Raw genomic sequence first — 21794 nt, forward strand, 5'->3', positions numbered from 1 at the left:
CCAAACACATAAAACCACAAACCCCCAGCCGAGTCACCATCACAACCAAACAAAGAACACCAAAAGAAGTGAGCAGGGCATGCGAACCCCCACACACCCGGCCCCGCAGTTGGCCGCGGAGCTGCGCCTCCCGACGAACTGGCTCGACTACACGATCCTCGGCATCTACTTCGTCGTGGTCCTGGGCATCGGCTTCGCCGCCCGCAGATCGGTGAAGACCAGCCTCGACTTCTTCCTCTCCGGCCGCTCCCTGCCCGCCTGGATCACCGGCCTGGCGTTCATCTCCGCCAACCTGGCCGCCACCGAGATCCTGGGCATGGCCGCGAACAGCGCGCAGTACGGCGCGTACACCGTCCACTGGTACTGGATCGGCGCCATCCCGGCGATGGTGTTCCTCGGCCTGGTGATGATGCCGTTCTACTACGGCAGCAAGGTCCGCTCGGTCCCGGAGATGCTGCTGCTGCGCTTCGACAAGGCCGCCCACCTGCTCAGCTCGGCCCTGTTCGCGTTCGCCGCGATCCTCATCGCCGGGGTGAACCTGTACGCGCTGGCGATCGTCGTGGAGGCGCTGCTGGGCTGGCCGCAGTGGGTGGCGATCGTGGTCGCGGGCTTCTTCGTGCTGGCGTACATCACGCTCGGCGGCCTGTCCTCGGCGATCTACAACGAGGTCCTCCAGTTCTTCGTGATCCTGGCGGCCCTGATCCCGCTGTCGGTGCTGGGCCTGAAGAAGGTGGGCGGCTGGGACGGCCTGACCGACAAGCTGACCGCCGCCCACGGGGACGACTTCGTGACGGCGTGGGGCGGCACCGGCATCGGCAGCGCCAACCCGCTGGGCGCGAACTGGCTGACGATCGTGCTGGGCCTCGGCTTCGTCCTGTCGTTCGGCTACTGGACGACGAACTTCGCCGAGGTGCAGCGCGCCCTGTCGGCGAAGAACCTCTCCGCCGCCCAGCGCACCCCCCTCATCGCGGCCTTCCCGAAGATCTTCATCGTCTTCCTGGTGATGATCCCGGGCCTGGTGGCCGCGGTCCTGGTCCCGAAGATCGGCACCGGCGGCTCGGACCTGCAGTACAACGACGCGATCCCCTACCTCATGCAGGAACTGCTGCCCAACGGGGTGCTGGGCATCGCGGTGACCGGCCTGCTGGCCGCGTTCATGGCGGGCATGGCGGCGAACGTCTCGTCGTTCAACACGGTCTTCACGACCGACATCTGGGCCAAGTACGTGGTGCTGGGCCGCGAGGACGCCTACTACGTCCGGTTCGGACGGCTCATCACGGCGATCGGCGTCGCCGCGTCGGTGGGCACCGCGTTCCTGGCGTCGTCCTTCTCCAACATCATGAGCTACCTCCAGACGCTGTTCTCCTTCTTCAACGTGCCGATGTTCGTCGTCTTCATCGTCGGCATGTTCTGGAAGCGGGCGTCGAAGAAGTCGGGCTTCTGGGGCCTGCTCGCGGGCACCACGGCCGCGATGGTGAACTACTTCGTCCTCTACAAGCAGGACGTCATCGGCATCCCGACCGACCAGGGCGCCAACTTCGTCTCCGCGATCGCGGGCTTCGTCGCGGGCGCGGTCGTCATGGTGATCGTGTCGCTGTTCACGGCCCCCAAACCGGCCGAGGAGCTCCAGGGCCTGGTCTACGGCACCGTCTCCCCCGGCATGGCCGAGCCGCCGGCCGCGGGCGACGACGCCTGGTACCGCCGTCCGGCCCTGCTGGGCTGGAGCGCGGTGATCCTGGCCGCCCTCTGCTACATCCCGTTCTCGTTCTGAGCCCTCGCGACACCCGCGGGAGGATGGAAACGCCATGTCCGAGCAATACGAACCGTCCGAGAACGCCGAGACCGCCGCCGAGCGGCTGCGGCGGGCGGGCTACTCCGAGGCCGACGTCCAGCGCGAGGTCACCGAGCTGGAGCAGAAGTCGGCGACCGCGGCCCGCATCTTCGACCTGCGCCGCATCATCGGGGGCCTGTTCGTCCTCTACGGCGTGATCGTCACGATCGCCGGCATCACGGACGGCGACGCGGAGATCGACAAGGCGCAGGGGATCAACATCAACCTGTGGACCGGCCTGGGCATGCTGGCCCTGGGCGTCTTCTTCCTGGCCTGGCTGAAGCTGCGCCCGGTCGCGCCGGTGACGCCCGCCCTGCCGCCGGAGGCCGTCCAGGAGGACCGCCCGCGCGGCGAATAGCGACCGGTGGAACGAGGCGGCTCCGGGCCCGGACCTTCGCCGTCCGGACCCGGAGCCGCCTGCGTTCTACCGCAGCGTTCTACCGCCAGGGTTCTACCGCCTGCGTTCTAGTCCTCGTGGCTCGCGACGTTCGCGTTGACCGCGTCGTCGCCGTTGTTGCAGATCTGCTGGGTCGCGGTCTGGTTCGACGAGGACCCGAGCAGCGGGAGGTTCAGGTTCGGGATGTTGATCAGACCGAACGAGATGTTCTCCACGTGGTTGGCGCACTGCCTGGAGTCGCCGTCCGAGCCCGAGCCGTGGGCGGAGGCGGTTCCGGCCCCGGCGAGACCGAGGCTCCCGATCATGGCAGCCACGAACACGGTCTTGTGAAGCTTGCGCATGTACATTCCCTTTTCCGGCTGAGTGACAGACTTCGTCACTGATTGGAGCGGTACGATTACCGACCGTATGCTGCGATCATCCGATCCGCACTTCCGGTTGCACCCTCCTGAGCCGGCGCCGGGCAGAAGCCCGCGTTCCGCGGCGGTGACCGGCCGCCGTCAGCGCTCGGCGTCGGGGCCCGCGATCTCGCCGCTGTGGGCCGCCGCGACCAGGGCGACCGTGAGGATCACCGCCCCGTCGACGACGTGCGTCGACGGCGGGTAGCTCGCCAGGGTGCCGCCGCCCTCGGTGAGCAGGGCGACGCAGAGCACGGCGAGCGGCAGGCCCGCGGTGAGGGCGGCCAGCAGGCCCCTGAGCGCGGGCCGGGCGAGGAGCCGCCGCGGGGCGAGCGCCAGGGCGAGGCCGGTGGCCGTGCCCACGGCGATACCGGCCGTGAGGCTGCCGAGCACGGCGAGCCCGGCGGCGGCCGTGAGCGCCCGGGCGGTGCCGTACAGGCCGCCGGTCAGGAAGACGAACGCCGCGACCAGGCACAGGACGCCGCCGATGCCGGCCGGCCAGGCTCCGATCAGCGCGCCGAGGCGGGCGCCGCGCCGGACGATAGCGCCTGCCCTCACGCGGACTGCCCGGATCCCGGTTCCGCCGCCGCGGGCCCCGAGCGGTGCGGCAGCGGGCCCGCGCGGTCCAGCAGACCGGTGCGGGCCGCGAGGGCCGCGGCCTCCAGACGGGAGCCCACGCCGAGTTTCATCAGGACGCGCTGGACGTGCGTGCGGGCCGTGGACGGGGCGATGTTCATGCCGGCGGCGATCAGACGGGTGTCCTCGCCCTCCGCGACCCGCACCAGGACCTCGACCTCGCGCGGGGTGAGCAGTCGCAGCAGCCGCCGGCCCTCGTCGTCCGGCTGGGCCGCCGGGTTGAGCAGCTCGCCGAACGCGCCCTGGAGCAGCTGCGGAGCCACCGCCGCCTCGCCCGCCCTCGCCTTCATGATGGCCCGCTCGACACCCTCTATGCGCTCGTCGTGGCGTACGTAGCCGGAGGCGCCGGCCGCGAAGGCGGCGGCGATGCCGCGCGGGCTCGGGACCGGTCCGAGGACCAGCACGGCCACCTGCGGACGCTCCCGCTTGATGCGGACCACCGGGTCGAAGATGCCCGGCTCGGCCGGGAGCGCCGTGCCCAGCAGGCACACCTCCGGAGCGCGGGCGATCACCAGGTCCGCCGCCCCCGCGGTCGGGGCCGCCGCGGCGAGCACCCGGTGCCCCCGCAGCTTCAGCGCCGAGGCCAGCGCCTCGGCGAGCAGTCGGTGGTCGTCGACCACCATCAGCCGCACTCCCACGAGCAACCCCCAGTCCCCCCATGGATGCCCATACGGATCCACGCGCACCGACGGAGGGGCCGCCCCCCGGCACCCCCCTCTTCATGCCCGAGGAAGCTACACGCTTGTTCGACGTCGCGCTCCCCCTACCGGCGAGAAGTGCCCCGGATCGCTGAAAGTCCCCGCGAGGGAAGGTCCCGCGCGATAAGCGCACGGCCCCGCCCCTGAACAGGGACGGGGCCATGACGGCAATTAAGATGATCAGCTGCCCGCGGTGCCGAACCCGACGGCCAGGTACTGCGGATCACCGCTCGACAGCGACCCGTCGTCGGCGTACACCTCCGACATGTACAGGCGGCCCTTGGAGAAGAGGACCTCGGAGTACTCCGGGGACATGGCGATCTCCAGGTCGTGCACCTCGTCCGTGGCCGGGTTCTCCAGGAGCTTGGTCTCCTTGAACGCCTTCCCGCCGAGGCTGACGACCTGTCCGCCCTTGTCGTAGGGCGGGCGCTTGTAGGCGATCAGGTTCGCGCCGTCCATGCGCAGCGGGTAGATCGTGTAGCCGTCGCCGGCGTCCGCGCGCTGGCCGGTGGGCTTGCCGGTGGCCAGGTCGAAGGCGACGATCTCGTTCGAGCGGCCGTGGTCGCCGCCGCTGTCGTGCTCCTCGGTCGGGACGTAGATCCGGTCGTTGCCGACGGCCAGGCCCTTGCAGGCCTCGACGCGGGTGATGCCCTCGCAGTCGGCCGCGTACTCGTCGCCCGGCACCGAGATGCGGGTGCGCAGCTTGCCGGTCTTGTTGTCGATGGAGAAGAAGTCCGAGATGCCGCTGCCGTCGCCGGCGCTGTCGCCGACGTCGGCGGCCACGACCAGCGGGTCGGTGGACACGATGGACGCGTACTCGATGCCCGAGGCGAGCTTGTACTCGGAGATCACCTTCCCGGAGACCGGGTCGATGGTCTGGATGTGCAGCTCGGGGTTGTCGTAGGGGCCGCACTTGCGCACGGCCACCAGCTTGGGACCGCCGCCGTAGCCGTCGTCGTAGCAGGTGTCGGCGGGCTTCGGGGCCCACAGCGCCTTGCCGGTGTCGATGTCGAAGGCCGCGCCGCCCTCGGTGGCGCCCAGGGCGACCGTCTTGGCGCTGACCGTCACGTTGTCGAAGGTGACGGTGCGGTCCCCGGTCGCGACGGTCTTGCGCCACAGCTGCTTGCCCGCGACGAGGTCGATCGCCGCGACCTGGTCGCAGCCCGCCGTCTTCGCGGTGCTCGCCTGGAAGGTGACCGCCGTGCGGAAGTCGGCGGTGGTGAACCTGCTGGCCTCGCAGACCGGGCCGGGCAGCGGCACCGTCCACAGCTTGGCGCCGCCGGCCAGGTCGTAGCCGGAGACCTCGTTGACCCCCGTCTTCACGTACGCCTTGTCGGTCAGCCAGGAGCCCTTGACGCCGACGGTGTCGTCCTTCTTGACGGGGGGCATAGGCAGCTTGAACAGGACGCTGGCCGCGGGGTCGGCGGGCGCCTTCTCGCTGCCGCCCGGCGCCGTGTCGCCGCCCGCGGCGCCGCCGGTGCCCTTGTCGCCGCCGCCGCCGTTCGCGCCGCCGGAGCTCGCCTCCTCCTTCTTGCCGCCGTCGTGGGAGTTCGCGTACCAGACGCCGCCGCCCACGATGAGCGCGATCGCGACGACGGCGGAGACGATGATCGCCACCTGCGCGTTGATCTTCCGGCCCGATCCCGTGGCCCCCGAGCCGACCTGCGGCTGCATGGGCACGGTCGGCTGGCCCGGATACCCGTAACCGGCCTGGGCCGGATAGCCCGGCTGGCCCGGCTGGCCCGGGTAGCCGTAGCCCGGCTGCTGGCCGTAGGCCGTGGTGGGCTGGCCGTAGGGGTTCGGCTGGGGCTGGCCGTACGCGGACGGGCCCGGCGCGGGGGCGGCCGGCTGCGCCGGGTAGCCGTAGCCGGGTGCGGCCGCGGGCGGCGCCTGCGGATAGCCGTAGCCCGGCTGCGGCGGCTGCGGGGGCCCGGACGGCGCCGCGGGCGCGGGCGTCTGCGGCGCCGGGGCGTGCTGCGGCGGCTGGGGCTGCTGCGGAGGTCCCTGGGGCTGCTCCGGCGCCGGGGGCTGGGCCTGCGCCGGGGCCGGTGACTGGCCGTGGCCCGGCTGGGAGGCCTTGGTCAGGTCGGGCGCGGCGGGCTGCGGCGGGGCGTCCTGAGGGGTCGCGTCCTGCGGGACGGCGTCCTTCGGCGTGACGTCCGCGGGCGTGGCGTCCTGCGGGGGCGGGGGCGGGCCGAAGCCGCCCTGCGGCGGCTGCGAGGGCTGCTGCGGGGGCTCGTTCGGCGGCGGGGGCGGCGGCTGGGTCATGGTGTGGGTACCTCGGAACAACGCTCGGGTGGCTGCGCGAGCCGGGACGGACCGGGAGACCCGGGGAGCCCGGCCGGCTCGGGAAAGCCGGGGAGGGGACGGGCCCGGACGACGGTGACGGGCCGGGAGGACGGGCCCGGACGACGGTGACGGGGCCGGGAGACGGCGGGTCGCCCTACTTGCCGTAGGCGAGCATCAGCTTCTCCTTCGTCTCGTCGTTGCCCGTCAGCCTGGTGGTGGAGATGTAGAAGCGGCCGTCGACCCAGTCGATGTCCCGGGAGAAGAAGCTGTCCTCGATGTCGGCCGTGCTCTTGGGCAGTTGCAGCAGTGTCGTCGGCGTGTGCGCGGAACCGGCGGTCGCGATGCCCACCACACGGCCCGGCCCCTCGTACGACGGCTCCACGTAGGCGACCAGCTGCCCGCCCTCGGTCTTCATCGGCAGCATCGCCTCGTCCGTGGGGGACTTGACGCGCCACTTCTCCTTGCCGGTGGCCAGGTCGACCGCCACGATCTCGTTGGGGCCGCTCTTCGTCTCGGTGGGGAGATACAGCGTGTCGGCGTCGGAGGCCACGCCCGCGCAGCCCGTGAGGTTGCGCTGGAGGAAGCCGCCCCCGCACTTGGGGGCGAAGTCCTCGTCGACGCGGACCTGCGAACGCACCGAGCCGTTCGGCCGGAACGTCGTGACGTTCCAGTTCTTCTTGTCCTCGTTGGTGCTGTAGGCGACCAGCGGGTCGACGGAGAACGTCTTGCCGACCGTCCAGCCCTTGCCGAACTTCTGCGTCCACCTGACCTTGCCGGTCGCCGGGTCCAGTTCCTGGATCTCGTCGTGCTCGGTCGGGTCGCCCGCGTCACAGGACGCCACCGAGATCAGCCGCGGCCCGCCGGCGAACCCGGCCGGGAAGCACGCGTCGCCGTACTTCTGCTTGTCGTACAGCTTCTTGCCGGTGCGGACGTCGTACGCCGTCCCGGACTGGGAGCGGCCCACCATCAGGGTGTTGCCGGCCAGCGACAGCTCGATGCTGATCGCGCTGTCGAACAGCGTGCCGTCCGCGACGACGGCGGTCCAGCCCTTGGCGCCGGTGTTCAGGTCGATCTGCTGGAGCTGGTTGCACTTGGCGCGGTCGCTGGTGCCGCTCATGTAGGCGACGACGATCTTGTCGTCCGCCGTCTTCTGCGGGGTGACGGCGCAGATCTTCTGCGGCAGCGTGAGGGCGGCCCAGCTGGGCCTGCCGTCGGCGACGCCGTACGCGACGACTTCCTTGTAGGCCGCCTTCACGGCCGTCCTGCCGGTGATCCACATGCCGGGGGCGTCGGCGCCGGAGGCGGGGGCGTCGGGCGCCTCCTTGTACCAGAGCACCTTCGCCTCGCCCGCCTGGCGGCCGGCGTTGAAGTCCTGGTCCTCGTCGCCGCCGCCGTCGCCGCTTCCGTCGCCGGGGTTGACCGGGGCGGCGCTCTTCGTGGCCTTGCCGTCGTCGCTCGGTCCGGCGACCGGCTTCTTGCCGCCGTTGTCGTCGTCGCGGGTGACCGCGAACACCGCCCCGCCGATGACCAGGAGCGCCGTCACCGCGGCCCCGACCACCAGCGCGGGCCGGCCCCGGAAGGGGTTGCGGCCGCCGCCCGGCGGGGTGCCCGGGGCGCCGGGCGCGCCGGGGAACTGGGGCTGCTGCGGGTAGCCGTAGCCGGGCTGCGGGCCGTAGGGGCCGCTCGGCTGACCGTACGGGCCGGGCTGCTGCCCGCCGTAGGGTCCGGGCTGCTGACCGTAGGGGCCCGGCTGCTGGGGCTGACCGTAGGGGCCCGGCTGCTGGGGCTGGCCGTACGGGCCGGGCTGCTGCGGGTAGCCGTAACCGGGCTGCGGCGCGGCCGGAGCGGGCGGCCCCTGGGGCGGCTGCGGCGGCGGCGCGCCGAAACCGCCCTGCGGCGGCGGGCCGGCCGGCGGCTGCGGGCGGTCCTGCGGTGCTCCGGAACCACCCTGCTGCGGCGGCTGATCGGGCGGCTGAGCCATCAGCGTGCTCCCCCTCGTCACTGCTTTTTAGCCACGCGTCCGGGTCAGTGACCACCCGGAACGGTTTTTCAGACGTACACAGACGGCTCTTTCTATCACCCGGCGCCGACAGGCCAACGGGCCGGATCCGCCCCTGTTTCCAAGGGAGGACCGGCCCGTGATGCCGTCGTTATGCGCCTTCACGCACCCTTCACGCGTCCTCGGCGAGTTCCAGCCACCGCATCTCCAGCTCCTCGCGCTCGGCGGCCAACTCCCGCAGCTGTGCGTCCAGTCCGGCGACCTTCTCGAAGTCGGTGGCGTGATCGGCGATCTGGGCGTGCAGCTTGGCCTCCTTCTCGGAGCCCTTGTCCAACTGCCGCTCGATCTTCTGCAGTTCCTTCTTGGCGGCGCGCTGGTCGGCGGCGCTCTTCTCCGGCGCAGCCTTCTGCGCGGCCGCCGGGGCGGAGGCGGCGGCAGCCTCCTCCATGCGCTGCCGGCGCTCGATGTACTCGTCGATGCCGCGCGGGAGCATGCGCAGGGCGGCGTCACCGAGCAGGGCGAAGACGCGGTCCGTGGTGCGCTCGACGAAGAACCGGTCGTGGGAGATGACGATCATCGAGCCGGGCCAGCCGTCGAGGAGGTCCTCGAGCTGGGTGAGGGTCTCGATGTCGAGGTCGTTGGTGGGCTCGTCGAGGAAGAGGACGTTGGGCTCGTCCATGAGCAGGCGCAGGATCTGGAGGCGGCGGCGCTCACCGCCGGAGAGGTCCCCGACGGGCGTCCACTGCTTGTCCTTGTTGAAGCCGAACGTCTCGCACAGCTGCCCGGCGGTCATCTCGCGCCCCTTGCCGAGGTCGACGCGCTCGCGCACCTGCTGCACGGCCTCCAGGACCCGCAGGCCGGGGTCCAGCTCGCCGACCTCCTGGGAGAGGTAGGCCAGCCTGACCGTCCTGCCGACGGCGATCCGTCCGGCGACCGGCTGGGTCTCGCCCTCGCTGCGGGCGGCGTCGGCCAGGGCGCGCAGCAGGGACGTCTTGCCGGCGCCGTTGACGCCGACCAGGCCGATGCGGTCGCCGGGGCCGAGGTGCCAGGTGATGTGCTTGAGCAGCACCTTGGGTCCGGCCTGGACGGTGACGTCCTCCAGGTCGAACACGGTCTTTCCCAGGCGGGAGGAGGCGAACTTCATCAGCTCGCTGCTGTCGCGGGGCGGCGGCACGTCCGCGATCAGCTCGTTGGCGGCCTCCACGCGGAAGCGCGGCTTGGACGTGCGGGCGGGGGCGCCGCGCCGCAGCCAGGCCAGCTCCTTGCGGACCAGGTTCTGCCGCTTGGTCTCCTCGGTGGCGGCGATGCGCTCGCGCTCGGCGCGGGCGAAGACGTAGTCGGAGTAGCCGCCCTCGTACTCGTGGACGTCGCCGCGCTGCACGTCCCACATGCGGGTGCAGACCTGGTCCAGGAACCAGCGGTCGTGGGTGACGCAGACGAGCGCGGAGCGGCGCTCGCGCAGGTGCCGGGCGAGCCAGGAGATGCCCTCGACGTCGAGGTGGTTGGTCGGCTCGTCCAGGACGATCAGGTCCTGTTCGTCGATCAAAAGCTTGGCCAGCGCGATGCGGCGGCGCTCACCGCCGGACAGGGGGCCGATGACGGTGTCCAGGCCCTGCGGGAAGCCGGGCAGGTCGAGCCCGCCGAACAGTCCGGTCAGCACGTCCCGGATCTTGGCGTTGCCGGCCCACTCGTGGTCGGCCAGGTCGCGGATGACCTCGTGCCGGACGGTCGCCGCCGGGTCCAGGGAGTCGTGCTGGGTGAGCACGCCCATGCGCAGCCCGCCGGAGTGCGTGACCCGGCCGGTGTCGGCGTCCTCCAGCTTGGCCAGCAGGCGGATCAGCGTGGTCTTGCCGTCGCCGTTGCGGCCGACGACGCCGATCCGGTCCCCTTCGGACACGCCGAGCGAGATGCCGTCGAGGAGGGCACGGGTCCCGTACACCTTGCTGACGTTCTCGACATTGACCAGATTGACGGCCATTTCTCTCCTGCCCGGGGGGATCGATCGACCCTCCAGGGTAGTCGGGCGGGCCGTGCCGCCGGCCCACCCGTCCGCCCGGGGGGCCGAGGGGCGCGTACGGCGGCTCCCGGGGCGTGCGCCGTCCGCCGGGCGCGGGGTGACGAGGGCGTGCGCTGTCCGACGGCGGCGCGTGCGCGGCTGGCTCGCGCCCCTCGGGGCGTGACACGGGCGCGGTCACCCTCGGCGGACGGCGTCCGGTGGTGCGCGCCGGGCCGACGGCGTCCGGCGCGAGCCGGGGGCGCACATCCTCGGGCGAGCCCTGGGAAAGGGGCCGGCGTCCGGCTCTCAGGCCGTTCCGCGCAGAGGGCCGAACCATGAGGGGTCGTCCATCGCGCCGTCGTCCTCGTGCCACTGCGGAGGCGCGGACACGACGAAGCTCTTCAGGTCACGTCCCAGCAGGTACAGGCGTCCGGGCCTCACCTCCAGCCCGTGGTCGAGGGCGACCCTCTCGCACTCCCCGTCGTCGGCCCGGCGGATGACCAGGCCCTGGTAGCCGGGGCGCACGAGCATGAGGTCGACGTTGCCGAAGTGGACGTCGATCCGGGTCTCCGGCGGCCTGTCCCGGCTGCTGCGCAGAAGCAGCCGGCGATGGCCGACGGTGTACTGCCAGACCTTGAAGTACCGGTCCGACCGGAACAGCTCGGGGCCGGCGGACCGCGGCGTCGTCTCACCCATCGAGATCCTCCAGGAAGTCGTCGAAGTCCTTCGGGACACCGGGGCAGAGGCGCCGGGAGCAGAGGCCGGGCGGGCGGGGGCGCACAGAGCCTGCCGTCCGGCACCCGGCACCCGGCACCCAGGCGCGTCGCTAGCGGGCCTCCTCGACGACCGTCGCCCCCGGGGCCGGCCCGGACGCGATGCGGACGCTTCGGCAGGTGCCCGACGTGCGCAGCGCCCCCGCGATCCCTTCGGCGGCCTCGCCGTCGCGGGCGAGGAACGCGGTGGTCGGGCCCGAGCCCGAGACCAGGCTGGCGAGCGCCCCGGCCGCGCGTCCCGCGGCGAGCGTGTCCGCCAGCTCGGGGAAGAGGGAGAGGGCCGCGGGCTGGAGGTCGTTGGAGACGGTGGCCGCGAGCGCGTCGGGGTCGCCCTTGGCGAGGGCATCGAGGAGTGCGCGCGAGGCGGCCGGTTCGGGGACGTCGAGGCCCGCCGTCAGCCGGTCGAACTCGCGGAACACGGCCGGCGTCGACAGGCCCCGCGCGGCCGTCGCGAACACCCAGTGGAAGGCGCCGCCGGTCTCCAGCGGCGTCAGCCGCTCGCCGCGCCCGGTGCCCAGGGCCGCACCGCCGACCAGGCTGAACGGCACGTCGCTGCCCAACTCGGCGCAGATGTCGAGGAGTTCCTCGCGGGACGCGCCGACGCCCCACAGCGTGTCGCAGGCCAGCAGGGCGCCCGCGCCGTCCGCGCTGCCACCGGCCATGCCCCCGGCGACGGGGATGTCCTTGACGATGTGCAGATGCACGTCGGGGCTGCGCCCATACCGCCCGGCCAGCGCGATCGCGGCCCGCGCGGCCAGGTTCGTGCGGTCCAGGGGGACCTGGGCCGCGTCCGGGCCCTCGCAGGTGATCCGCAGCCCGTCGGCCGGGGTCACGGTGACCTCGTCGTACAGGCCGACGGCCAGGAACACGTTCGCCAGGTCGTGGAAGCCGTCCGGGCGGGCCGCGCCCACCGCCAGCTGCACGTTGACCTTGGCGGGCACCCGCACGGTGACGCTCACTCGGACGACTCCCCGGAGACCTTGTGCTCGGCGATCCTGGCGAACTCCTCGACCGTGAGGGCTTCGCCGCGGGCCTGCGGGGAGACGCCGGCCGCGACCAGGGCGGCCTCGGCCAGCGCCGCGGAGCCCGCCCAGCCCGCCAGCGCCGCCCGCAGGGTCTTGCGGCGCTGCGCGAACGCCGCGTCGACGACGGCGAACACCTCGCGCCGGGACGCCGTGGTCGCGATCGGCTGCTCCCGCCGCACCAGCGACACCAGCCCGCTGTCCACGTTCGGCGCGGGCCAGAAGACGTTGCGCCCGATCGCGCCGGCCCGCTTGACCCGCGCGTACCAGTTGGCCTTCACGGAGGGCACGCCGTACACCTTCGAGCCGGGCCCGGCGGCGAGCCGGTCGGCGACCTCCGACTGGACCATGACGAGGGTGCGCTCGATGCTGGGGAAGGTCTCCAGCATGTGCAGCAGCACGGGCACGGCCACGTTGTACGGCAGGTTCGCGACCAGCGCGGTCGGGGGCGGACCGGGCAGCGCGGTGACGTGCATCGCGTCGGAGTGCACCAGCGCGAAGCGCTCCGCGCGCCGCGGCATCCGCGCCGCGACCGTCGCGGGCAGCGCGCTCGCCAGGACGTCGTCGATCTCGACGGCGGTGACCCGGTCGGCGGCCTCCAGCAGCGCCAGGGTGAGGGATCCGAGCCCCGGGCCGACCTCGACGACCACGTCGTCGGGCCGGACCTGCGCGGTGCGGACGATACGGCGGACCGTGTTCGCGTCGATCACGAAGTTCTGGCCGCGCTGCTTGGTGGGCCGCACGCCGAGGACCGCCGCGAGCTCGCGGACGTCGGCGGGGCCCAGAAGGGCGTCGGGGGTGGGGCTGCTGGTCACGGGACAAGGGTACGGGGACCGCACCGCCCCTCCCGCCCGGCGTGTCTCACCCGTGCAGGCGCGCCCCGCAGTGCGGCCACGGGCCGGCCCCGCGGCGCACGTACAGCTTCTTCGCGCGGAACGTCTGCTCCGCCGCGGGCGCGTCCTGCGGCCGTCCGCTCCCGCCGAGGCTGTGCCAGGTGCGGTCGTCGAACTGGTACAGCCCGCCGTAGTTGCCCGAGGGGTCGACGGCGTTCGGCCGGCCGCCCGACTCGCAGGCGGCCAGCGACTGCCAGTTCAGGCCGTCGGCCCCCTGCACGGACGTCGGCCGCGGCTTGGTGCCGACCTTGACCACCTGGGCGCGCGGCGCCCGCACGACCTCGTCGCGGATCCGCCGCGGCCGCTGCCGCACCCCGTTGACGGTGCGCAGGGCGTAGGTGATGCGGCGCAGGCCGGGCTGTCCGGTCCGCTCCACCACCTCGGTGCCCCTGAACAGCGAGGGGTCCTCGGTGCGCCGCACCGGGAACGGGATCTGCTCCTCGCGCACCTCCTGGGAGCCGGTGATCCGCAGCACGGTGACGGTCTGCCCGTCGCGCGGGAAGCTGCCGGGGTCGACGGAGGTGGTGTCCTGCCCGCGCAGGGTGATCCCGGCCGCCCGGACCGCCTCGCCCACGGTGGCGGCGTTGGTGCGCACGGTGCGGGCGCGGCCGTCCGCCATGACCGTGACCGAGCGCTCGGTGCGCACGTCCAGCGCGAGCCCGGCGCGTCCGATGGGCTGCGAGCGCGAGACGGACATGTACGCGCCCTCGGCCCGCACGCCGAGCTGGCGCAGCGCCTCCTCCACGGTGTGCGCGGTCGTCCACATCTCGTGGCGCCGGCCGTCCAGGGTGAGCCGGACGGGACGTCCGTAGTGGACGGCGATCTCGTCGCCGCTGGTGAGGGGCGTGCCGGGGGCGGGCGCCACCATGTCGTGCGCGCCCACGTTCACGCCCTCCTCCGCGAGGAGTTCGCCGACGTCGTCGGCGAAGGTGTGCAGGGTGCGCGGCTTGCCGTCGACGGTCAGCTCGACCGCCCTGTCCTCGGCGACGAAGGCCGTGGTGCCGCCCGCCAGGAACGCGACGACCAGCGCCTGCGGGAGCAGCCGGCGCATCGCGGACTCCGGGCGCTCGGCGGACCGCGCCCTGCGCCGGCGCCCGGCCCGCCCGGACTCGGCGGCCGGGAAGTGCGGCGGCGCGGGGAGCTGGAGCGTCTCGGGCGGCCTGGGCCGTGCCGCGCAGGGGTCGTACGGGCCGGGAGGACCGTGGGGGGCGTCCGGTCCGTGGAGGGCGTCCGGTCCGTGCGGGTCGTACGCCGGGCCGGGCTCGTAGGGGCCGGGCGCCGCCGGGTGGGGCACGCGCGGCGGGGGCGGCGGGGGCGGCTGGGGCGGTTCGTAAGCCTCGTACGCGGGCCGGTAGGTGTCGTCGTAGGTCCCGGGGGCCGCGTACACGCCGTACGCGACGGTCTCCGCGTTGTGCAGGTCGACGTACGGCCCGCCACCGCCGTAGGGCTCGTACTCGAGGTGCTGCGAGTTGCTCACGCCGACACGCTCCAGGGGGTGGGCTCCGGATCGGGCCCCCAGAACCTAGCGGAGCGGCGGTCACTCTCCAAAGTGGCGCGGCTACCCAGCGTCGCGTTCGATTCCGTCCGCTCGCCCTCAGCAGCCGAACGCGCGTGCCGTGTTGGCGGCGAGTGCCGTGGCCAGGGCGTCCTCGCCGACTCCGCGCACGGCCGCCATGGCACGCACCGTGACGGGGACGAGATACGGCGCGTTGGGCCGTCCGCGGTAGGGCGCGGGGGTCAGGAACGGGGCGTCGGTCTCGACCAGGAGCAGTTCCGGCGGGGCCACGGCGAGGGCGTCCCGCAGGTTCTGCGCGTTCTTGAAGGTGACGTTGCCGGCGAAGGACATGAAGTACCCGGCGCGGGCGCAGATCTCCGCCATCTCGGCGTCGCCGGAGTAGCAGTGGAAGACGGTGCGCTCGGGAGCGCCCTCCTCCTTCAGCACGCGCAGCACGTCGGCGTGGGCGTCACGGTCGTGGATGACCAGGGCCTTTCCGTGCCGCTTGGCCATCTCGACATGCGCGCGGAAGGAGTACTCCTGGGCTTCCTTGCCCTCGGGGCCGGTGCGGAAGTAGTCGAGCCCGGTCTCGCCGACGCCCTTGACGTGCGGGAGCGCGGCCAGGCGGTCGATCTCGGCGAGCGCCTCGTCGAGCGCCGCCGCGCCGCCCGCCCGGCGGGCGCCCTGCCGGGACCAGTTGTCGGGGTCGCCGTGCACGATGCGCGGCGCCTCGTTCGGGTGCAGGGCGACCGCCGCGTGGACGCTGTCGTGCGCGGCCGCCGTCTCGGCGGCCCAGCGGGAGCCCCGGACGTCGCAGCCGACCTGGACGACCGTCGTCACGCCGACCGACGCCGCCTTCGCGAGGGCCTCCTCCACCGTGTCCGTCTGCATGTCGAGGTGGGTGTGGGAGTCGGCGACCGGCACTCCGAGGGGGGCCGGGAGCGGCGGCGCGGCACTGGTGTCGGCGTTCCTGCCGGCGTTCGAGGACATGCCCCGATCCTACGGAAGCGGCCCGGCCGCCCGCCGACGCCCTTGCACGCCGGTCGGAACGACCGGCCCTACCCGGCCTTGCGGTGGAAGGGGTGCAGGAGGTCGGAGAGGTGCCAGTGGTGGTCGGCGTGGGCGGTGGGGTCGGCGTGGGCGGTGTGCCCGCCCGTGCCGCCGGTCCCGGGGGCCTCGACGGGTCCGGCCGGGGGCGCGGCCTTGCGCGGGCGGGAGGCGTCCCGCACGGACGAGACCTGTCCGGCGCGCATGATCCGCACGACGTGGCCGTCGCAGTTCAGGCACGCGGGGCGGCTCAGCGGCGACGGCACGACCCGGCCGTCCGCCACGTAGAGGACGAACTGGTGTCCGTCGCCGTCGGTGTGGTGCTCGATCTCGAACGACTGCTCCCAGCCGTGCCCGCACCGCATGCAGGCGAAGGAGTACGACTCGTTGACGACGGCGCTCGCGCCGTCCCGGAGACCGGTCTGCCCTGTGATGTCACTCATGCCAGCTCCTGCTGTCCGCTGGACAAGCGCTCCCGGCGCGGGAGTTCCCCCCGGAACGCCCTTGGGAACGAGGGACGGGTGCGTCCCTGTCACCAGTGGACTCCTCGGCGGACACGAAGGCATCAGGCCTGTGCACTGTTGGAGGCGATTTGGACTTTCCTTGCCGAAGCGGCCGCGGCGAGAGGGCTGGGCTTTGCTTTCGGCGACAGCCCTTTGCCCCCGCATGGGGCGCACGCTCAGACGACATGCGCCCTGCTCAGAGGGGGTGTGAGCCGCTTCACAACACGTCGGTCACAGCCGTCACGGGCGTGCGGCGGGACCCGTCGCGCAGGCCCGCACCCCCGTCACCCGAACGCACGCGAGACCGCACGACTCCCCGGTCACGACTCCCCGGTCACGACTCCCCGGTCGCGACTCCCCGGTCGCGACTCCCGTGCCACGACTCCCAGTCACGGCTCCCGGTCACGGCTCCCGTGTCACGACTCCCCGGCCGCGACTCCCGTGCCACAACTCCCGTGTCGCGACTGCCCGATGACGGCCCCGCGTCACGACTCCCCGTCACAGCTCCCCCGCGTTCTTCGCGGCCACCACCGCGTCGAACACCTCGCGCTTGGGCAGCCCGGTCTCGGCCGCCACCGCCGCGATGGCCTCCTTGCGCCGCTCGCCCGCCTCCTCGCGCACCCGCACCCGGCGCACCAGCTCGGCCGCGTCGAGTTCCTCGGGCCCGCGCTCGGGCGCGCCGGTGACGACGACGGTGATCTCGCCGCGCACTCCCTGCGCGGCCCACTCCGCCAGCTCGCCGAGCGGCCCGCGCCGCACCTCCTCGTACGTCTTGGTCAGCTCGCGGCAGACGGCGGCCCGGCGGTCCGCGCCGAACACCTCGGCCATCGCGGCGAGGGTGTCGTCGAGCCGGTGCGGGGCCTCGAAGTAGACGAGGGTGCGCCGCTCCTGCCCGACCTCCCGCAGCCGCGACAGCCGCTCCCCCGCCTTCCTGGGCAGGAACCCCTCGAAGCAGAACCGGTCGACGGGCAGCCCGGACAGCGCCAGCGCGGTGAGGACGGCCGACGGGCCGGGGACGGCGGTGACGCGCACGTCCCGCTCCACGGCCGCGGCGACCAGCCGGTAGCCCGGGTCGGACACGGAGGGCATCCCGGCGTCGGTGACCAGCAGCACCCGTGCGCCGTTCACCAGCTCCTCGACCAGCTCGGGCGTGCGGGCGGACTCGTTGCCCTCGAAGTACGACACCACCCGCCCCTTGGGCGTCACGCCCAGCGCCTGGGTCAGCCGGCGCAGCCGGCGGGTGTCCTCGGCGGCGATCACGTCGGCGCCGGTCAGCTCTTCGGCGAGGCGGGGCGGGGCGTCCGCGACGTCGCCGATGGGGGTGCCGGCGAGCACGAGGAGTCCGGAAGCGGTTCGGGGCGTGGCAGTCACGTTTCCATCCTCGCAGGGGAGAGACACGGGACTCACACAGACCTGTTCCCTACGATGGCGCGGTGACCAGTACCGCGTCCTCCATGGACTCAACGGACTACCGGCAGGGCCGGACGCCGCACGACCGGCGGCCGTCGTGGCAGCAGCGGCTGCGCCGCTTCGGATACACGGCGGAGCCCGCCGCCGACGTCCGCGAGCGGCTGTCGCCGCCGTACGCGCAGCCCGGCCCGCGGCTGTGGCAGGCGCTCGGCGTCCCGCACGGGTGGGCGGACCGGATCGCGCGCTGGTCCCCGTGGGGCGGTCCGCTGCTGGTCACGCTGTTGGCGGGGGTGCTGCGGTTCTGGAACCTGGGCAGCCCCAAGGCGGTGATATTCGACGAGACGTACTACGCCAAGGACGCGTGGGCGCTCGTCCACCGCGGGTTCGAGGTCAACTGGGACAAGAACGCCAACAACCTGATCCTCTCCTCGGGCGGTCACGTCTCCGTTCCGGCGGAGGCGGCGTACGTGGTGCATCCGCCGGTCGGCAAGTACGTGATCGGGCTGGGCGAGCTGCTCTTCGGGTTCGACCCGTTCGGCTGGCGGTTCATGACCGCCCTGCTGGGGACCCTCTCGGTGCTCCTGCTGTGCCGGATCGGCCGCCGCATCTTCCGCTCCACGTTCCTGGGCTGCCTCGCCGGAGCCCTGATGGCCGTGGACGGGCTGCACTTCGTGATGAGCCGCACCGCGCTGCTCGACGGGGTGCTGATGTTCTTCGTGCTGGCCGCGTTCGGCTGTCTGGTCGTCGACCGCGACCGGGCCCGCGCGCGGCTCGCCGCCGCGCTGCCGCCGGACGCCGACGGCCGCCACCGCCCGAACGCGGAGGTCGCCGAGTGCACCGGCCTGGGTCTGCGCCCGTGGCGCTGGGGGGCCGGCCTGTTCCTGGGGCTGGCCATCGGCACCAAGTGGAACGGCCTGTACATCATGGTCGCGTTCTGCGTCATGTCCGTGCTGTGGGACGTGGGTTCGCGCCGGGTGGCCGGCGCGCGCCACCCGTACCGGACGGTCCTCAGGCGCGACACGGGCCTGGCCTTCCTGGCCACGGTCCCGGTCGCGCTGGTCACGTACCTGGTGTCGTGGACGGGCTGGATCCGCTCCGCCGCCGACGGCAAGGGCGGCTACTACCGCAACTGGGCGGCCGTCGACGGCAAGGGCGGCAGCTGGACGTGGCTGCCGGACTGGCTGCGCAGCCTGTGGCACTACGAGCACGAGGTGTACGAGTTCCACACCCACCTCACCTCGCCGCACCGCTACCAGTCGAACCCATGGAGCTGGCTCGTCCTGGGCCGTCCGGTGTCGTACTTCTACGAGTCGCCCGCGCCCGGCAAGGACGGCTGCCCGGCCGACGCGAGCGGGAAGTGCGCCCGCGAGGTCCTCGCGATCGGCACGCCGCTGCTGTGGTGGGCGGCCTGCTTCGCCGTCCTGTACGTCCTGTGGCGCTGGCTGTTCCGCCGGGACTGGCGGGCGGGCGCGATCGCCTGCGGCATCGCGGCCGGCTATCTGCCGTGGTTCCTGTACCAGGAACGCACGATCTTCCTCTTCTACGCGGTCGTCTTCCTGCCCTTCCTCTGTCTGGCGGTGGCGATGATGATCGGCGCGCTGGTCGGCCCACCGGGCTCCACCGACACCCGCCGCGTGGCGGGAGCGACGGGCGCGGGCGTCCTCGTCCTGCTGATCGCCTGGAACTTCATCTACTTCTGGCCCTTGTACACGGGCCAGGCGATCCCGATCGACAGCTGGCGCTCGCGGATGTGGCTGGACACCTGGGTCTAGCTGGACGTGACGTCCCACGGGGCCGCGGCGAAACGCCGCGGCCCCGTGGCCGTTGCCGGGTCGTCGTCGCCGGTCGCCGTCGGTCGCTGTCGGCCGTCGTCGGCCGTCGTCGGCCGTTGTCCGTCGTCATCGGTCGTCGGTGGCTGATCCGCCGCTGAGGTTTGCAGTACAACCTTCACCTGCTGACGGGTGTCTAGGTGTACACGGCACGTATCGCGCCGTACCGAACCTCAGGAGCACCCCTATGTCCAGCGATGCGCTGATGACCTTCAAGAGCCACATCGAAGGCAAGAACGCCGACGTGGCCATCTGTCACGACCGGATCGAGTGGGCCCGGAGCCGCGGCATGAGCGCCAAGAAGCTCACGGCGGGTTTCCTGACCGGCGGCGCGTCGCTCCTGGCCACGGGGGTCCGCAGCTCCGACGCGGGCACCGAGATGATTCCGGTCAAGAGCATCTCCAGCGTGGTGACCAAGCGGGACGGCCTGCTGTTCACCAAGGTGGTGGTGGTCGCTTCGGGCAACACGATCGAGTTCCGGGTCCCGCACGACTCGGCCCTCGGCATCAAGGCGCTGCTCACCGACCTGGTGCTCGGCAAGATCCCCGCTCCTGGCCAGGCCCCGTCCGCCGCCGCTCAGCCCGTTCAGGCGGCGGCCCCCTCGGCGCAGGCGAGTACGCCCGTCGAGCAGTTGCGACAGCTGGCGGAGCTGCGGGATGGGGGGATCCTCTCGGAGGAGGAGTTCACGGCCAAGAAGGCGGAGATCCTCGCCCGCATGTGAGGCGATCGACGGCCACGACGTGCAGGTCAGGCGTTGTGGCCGTCGCCTTTGCAGTCGCGGTGACGGTCGCGGTTCATGTATGTGGCCGGATACGCGGGGCTAACGATTGCGGAAACTGATGCCCCGCGCGTCGCCGTTACCGCTTACTGTGAGCCGGAGAAGAGCTTTCTGAACGCGTTCAGAAAGCGTGGGCGGGGAAACCGCGACGGGGAGGGGTTCACAGATGCGCAAGGGGGCCAAGGCGGCCGTGATCGGCTCGGTCTTCGCCGTGATGGTGGGCGGGGCCGGGTACGGGGCCTTCAACATCGTGAACGCGCTGAACGACAGCGGGACCACCGCGTCCGGGGGCGCCGGGCCGGCGGCCGTGAAGAGCGGGCCGCCCAGCGCGTCCGAGGTGAAGGACACCAGCGCCGCGTTCTTCGCCGCCTGGACGAAGGGGGAGGCCCAGGCCGCCGCCGACCTCACCAACAACGCGGCCCGCGCCGAGCCGCTGCTCGCCTCCTACGCCGCCGCGCACATCACCGGCGTGAAGATCACGCCGGGCGGCGCGTCGGGCGCCGTGGTGCCCTACTCGGTCCGGGCGACGGTGTCCTACGGGGGGAAGTCCAAGCCGCTCTCCTACGCGAGCCGGCTCAAGGTCGTGCGGGGCGTGACGACCGGCAAGGCGCTGGTGGACTGGCAGCCGTCGGTCGTCCACCCGCAGGTGACGAAGATGGACGACACGCTCGTCGCGGGCGCGTCGTCGGCGCCGGCGATCGAGGCCGTCGACCGCGACGGCGCGGTGCTGACCAAGGAGAAGTACCCTTCCCTGGGGCCGATCCTGGACCAGCTGCGCGCCAAGTACGGCGACAAGGCGGGCGGCACGCCCGGCATCGAGCTGGCGATCAGACACGCCGACCAGGGCTCCGCCGACACCTCGCTGCTGACCCTCGCCGAGGGCAGACCCGGCAAGCTGCGCACCACGCTCGACGCGGGCGTGCAGGCGGCCGCCGAGAAGGCCGTGCGGAAGTACCCCCAGTCGTCCACGGTGGCGGTCAAGCCCAGCACGGGCGAGGTGCTGGCCGTCGCCAACAACCGCACCGACGGCTGGAACGCCGCCTTCCTCGGCGAGGTCGCGCCCGGCTCCACGATGAAGATCGTCAGCGCGGCCACCCTCATCGACAAGGGCCTCACCACGGCGAACGGGCCCGCCCCCTGCCCCGACTCGGCCGTCTCGGACAGCCAGACCTTCCACAACCTCACGGGCATGAAGCCCAACGAGAAGGCCACGCTCTCCGAGAGCTTCGCCCGCTCCTGCAACACGGCGTTCGTCAAGTTCGCGGACGAGGTCAAGGACGACTGGCTGAACGCCGAGGCCCGGGACCGCTTCGGCATCGGCCTCGACTGGAAGACCGGCATCCCCTCCTTCGACGGCTCGGTCCCGGTCTCCACCGGCCCGGACACCGCGGCCGGCCTGATCGGCCAGGGCCAGGTGCAGCTGAACCCGCTGAACCTCGCGTCGGTGACGGCGACCGCGATGACGGGCGCGTTCCGCCAGCCGGTGATCGTCCCGCTCGCCCTCGACGGCCGCGAGCCGGCGCGGGCGCGCGGGCTGGCGCCGGGCACCGTGCAGCAGTTGCGCGCGATGATGAACCGCACCGCGACCAGCGGCACCGCGGCGAACGTGATGGCCGGGCTGAGCGGCCGGATCGGCGCGAAGACCGGCTCCGCCGAGGTCGACGGGCAGTCCCGGTCCGACAGCTGGTTCACCGGCTACCGCGACGACGTCGCGGCGGCGGCGATGACCCAGGACGGCGGCCACGGCATCGACGCCTCCGGCCCGCTCGTGGCGGAGGTGCTCCGGGCGGGCTGAAACGC

18 protein-coding genes are annotated in these 21794 nt (G+C 72.8%); 5 read left to right on the forward strand and 13 right to left on the reverse strand.

Going from position 1 to position 21794, the window contains the following annotated elements; all coding sequences use genetic code 11:
- The first annotated feature begins 79 nt into the window (after positions 1 to 79).
- Positions 80 to 1771, forward strand: coding sequence for a sodium:solute symporter family protein (locus OG802_RS14645; protein ID WP_329410809.1), 1692 nt, complete (start codon positions 80 to 82; stop codon positions 1769 to 1771).
- A 34-nt stretch (positions 1772 to 1805) separates the two neighbouring features.
- On the forward strand, positions 1806 to 2189 hold the full coding sequence (locus OG802_RS14650; RefSeq protein WP_329410810.1) for a hypothetical protein: 384 nt from the start codon (positions 1806 to 1808) through the stop codon (positions 2187 to 2189).
- Between the two features lie 107 nt (positions 2190 to 2296).
- Here the strand turns inward: OG802_RS14650 and OG802_RS14655 are convergent, their stop codons facing one another.
- The 13 genes from OG802_RS14655 to rsmI form a co-directional block, all read right to left on the reverse strand.
- Positions 2297 to 2569 (reverse strand): hypothetical protein, encoded by a 273-nt coding sequence (locus OG802_RS14655; protein ID WP_329410813.1) that lies wholly within the window; start codon positions 2567 to 2569, stop codon positions 2297 to 2299.
- A gap of 159 nt (positions 2570 to 2728) precedes the next feature.
- Positions 2729 to 3184 carry a hypothetical protein gene (locus OG802_RS14660; protein WP_329410815.1) on the reverse strand — a complete coding sequence of 152 codons (456 nt, stop codon included), beginning with the start codon at positions 3182 to 3184 and terminating at the stop codon, positions 2729 to 2731.
- Positions 3181 to 3900 carry a response regulator transcription factor gene (locus tag OG802_RS14665; RefSeq protein ID WP_329417063.1) on the reverse strand — a complete coding sequence of 240 codons (720 nt, stop codon included), beginning with the start codon at positions 3898 to 3900 and terminating at the stop codon, positions 3181 to 3183. Before OG802_RS14665 ends, OG802_RS14660 begins: the two co-directional genes overlap by 4 nt.
- Before the next feature lie 240 nt (positions 3901 to 4140).
- Positions 4141 to 6228, reverse strand: coding sequence for an outer membrane protein assembly factor BamB family protein (locus tag OG802_RS14670; protein ID WP_329410818.1), 2088 nt, complete (start codon positions 6226 to 6228; stop codon positions 4141 to 4143).
- Between the two features lie 175 nt (positions 6229 to 6403).
- Positions 6404 to 8230, reverse strand: a complete 1827-nt coding sequence (locus OG802_RS14675; RefSeq protein WP_329410820.1) for an outer membrane protein assembly factor BamB family protein — start codon at positions 8228 to 8230, stop codon at positions 6404 to 6406.
- 190 nt (positions 8231 to 8420) lie between these two features.
- Positions 8421 to 10226, reverse strand: a complete 1806-nt coding sequence (locus OG802_RS14680; RefSeq protein WP_329410822.1) for an ABC-F family ATP-binding cassette domain-containing protein — start codon at positions 10224 to 10226, stop codon at positions 8421 to 8423.
- 324 nt (positions 10227 to 10550) lie between these two features.
- A complete protein-coding gene (locus OG802_RS14685) occupies positions 10551 to 10940 on the reverse strand; it encodes a hypothetical protein (RefSeq protein ID WP_329410825.1) in 390 nt (129 codons plus the stop codon).
- 130 nt (positions 10941 to 11070) lie between these two features.
- The gene (locus OG802_RS14690; protein WP_329410826.1) at positions 11071 to 11976 is read right to left on the reverse strand and encodes a 4-(cytidine 5'-diphospho)-2-C-methyl-D-erythritol kinase; all 906 of its coding nucleotides are present in this window, start codon (positions 11974 to 11976) and stop codon (positions 11071 to 11073) included.
- Entirely contained in the window at positions 11973 to 12854 is an 882-nt protein-coding gene (gene rsmA / locus OG802_RS14695; RefSeq protein WP_329410828.1) for a 16S rRNA (adenine(1518)-N(6)/adenine(1519)-N(6))-dimethyltransferase RsmA, read from the reverse strand. Before rsmA ends, OG802_RS14690 begins: the two co-directional genes overlap by 4 nt.
- A 46-nt stretch (positions 12855 to 12900) precedes the next feature.
- On the reverse strand, positions 12901 to 14409 hold the full coding sequence (locus OG802_RS14700) for a ubiquitin-like domain-containing protein (RefSeq protein WP_329410830.1): 1509 nt from the start codon (positions 14407 to 14409) through the stop codon (positions 12901 to 12903).
- 117 nt (positions 14410 to 14526) lie between these two features.
- Positions 14527 to 15417, reverse strand: a complete 891-nt coding sequence (locus OG802_RS14705) for a TatD family hydrolase (protein WP_329410832.1) — start codon at positions 15415 to 15417, stop codon at positions 14527 to 14529.
- Between the two features lie 68 nt (positions 15418 to 15485).
- A complete protein-coding gene (locus tag OG802_RS14710; protein ID WP_329410834.1) occupies positions 15486 to 15917 on the reverse strand; it encodes a hypothetical protein in 432 nt (143 codons plus the stop codon).
- A gap of 558 nt (positions 15918 to 16475) precedes the next feature.
- The gene (gene rsmI / locus OG802_RS14715) at positions 16476 to 17348 is read right to left on the reverse strand and encodes a 16S rRNA (cytidine(1402)-2'-O)-methyltransferase (protein WP_329410837.1); all 873 of its coding nucleotides are present in this window, start codon (positions 17346 to 17348) and stop codon (positions 16476 to 16478) included.
- A gap of 62 nt (positions 17349 to 17410) precedes the next feature.
- On the opposite strand from rsmI, the gene OG802_RS14720 reads away from it, so the two are divergent.
- The 3 genes from OG802_RS14720 to OG802_RS14730 all read left to right on the forward strand — a co-directional run bounded on the left by OG802_RS14720 (position 17411) and on the right by OG802_RS14730 (position 21789).
- A complete protein-coding gene (locus OG802_RS14720) occupies positions 17411 to 19159 on the forward strand; it encodes a dolichyl-phosphate-mannose--protein mannosyltransferase (RefSeq protein ID WP_329410840.1) in 1749 nt (582 codons plus the stop codon).
- Between the two features lie 244 nt (positions 19160 to 19403).
- Positions 19404 to 19937, forward strand: coding sequence for an SHOCT domain-containing protein (locus OG802_RS14725; protein ID WP_329410841.1), 534 nt, complete (start codon positions 19404 to 19406; stop codon positions 19935 to 19937).
- A 223-nt stretch (positions 19938 to 20160) separates the two neighbouring features.
- On the forward strand, positions 20161 to 21789 hold the full coding sequence (locus OG802_RS14730) for a penicillin-binding transpeptidase domain-containing protein (RefSeq protein ID WP_329410843.1): 1629 nt from the start codon (positions 20161 to 20163) through the stop codon (positions 21787 to 21789).
- Positions 21790 to 21794 lie beyond the last annotated feature (5 nt).

Source organism: Streptomyces sp. NBC_00704, from assembly GCF_036226605.1.
Lineage (GTDB): Bacteria > Actinomycetota > Actinomycetes > Streptomycetales > Streptomycetaceae > Streptomyces.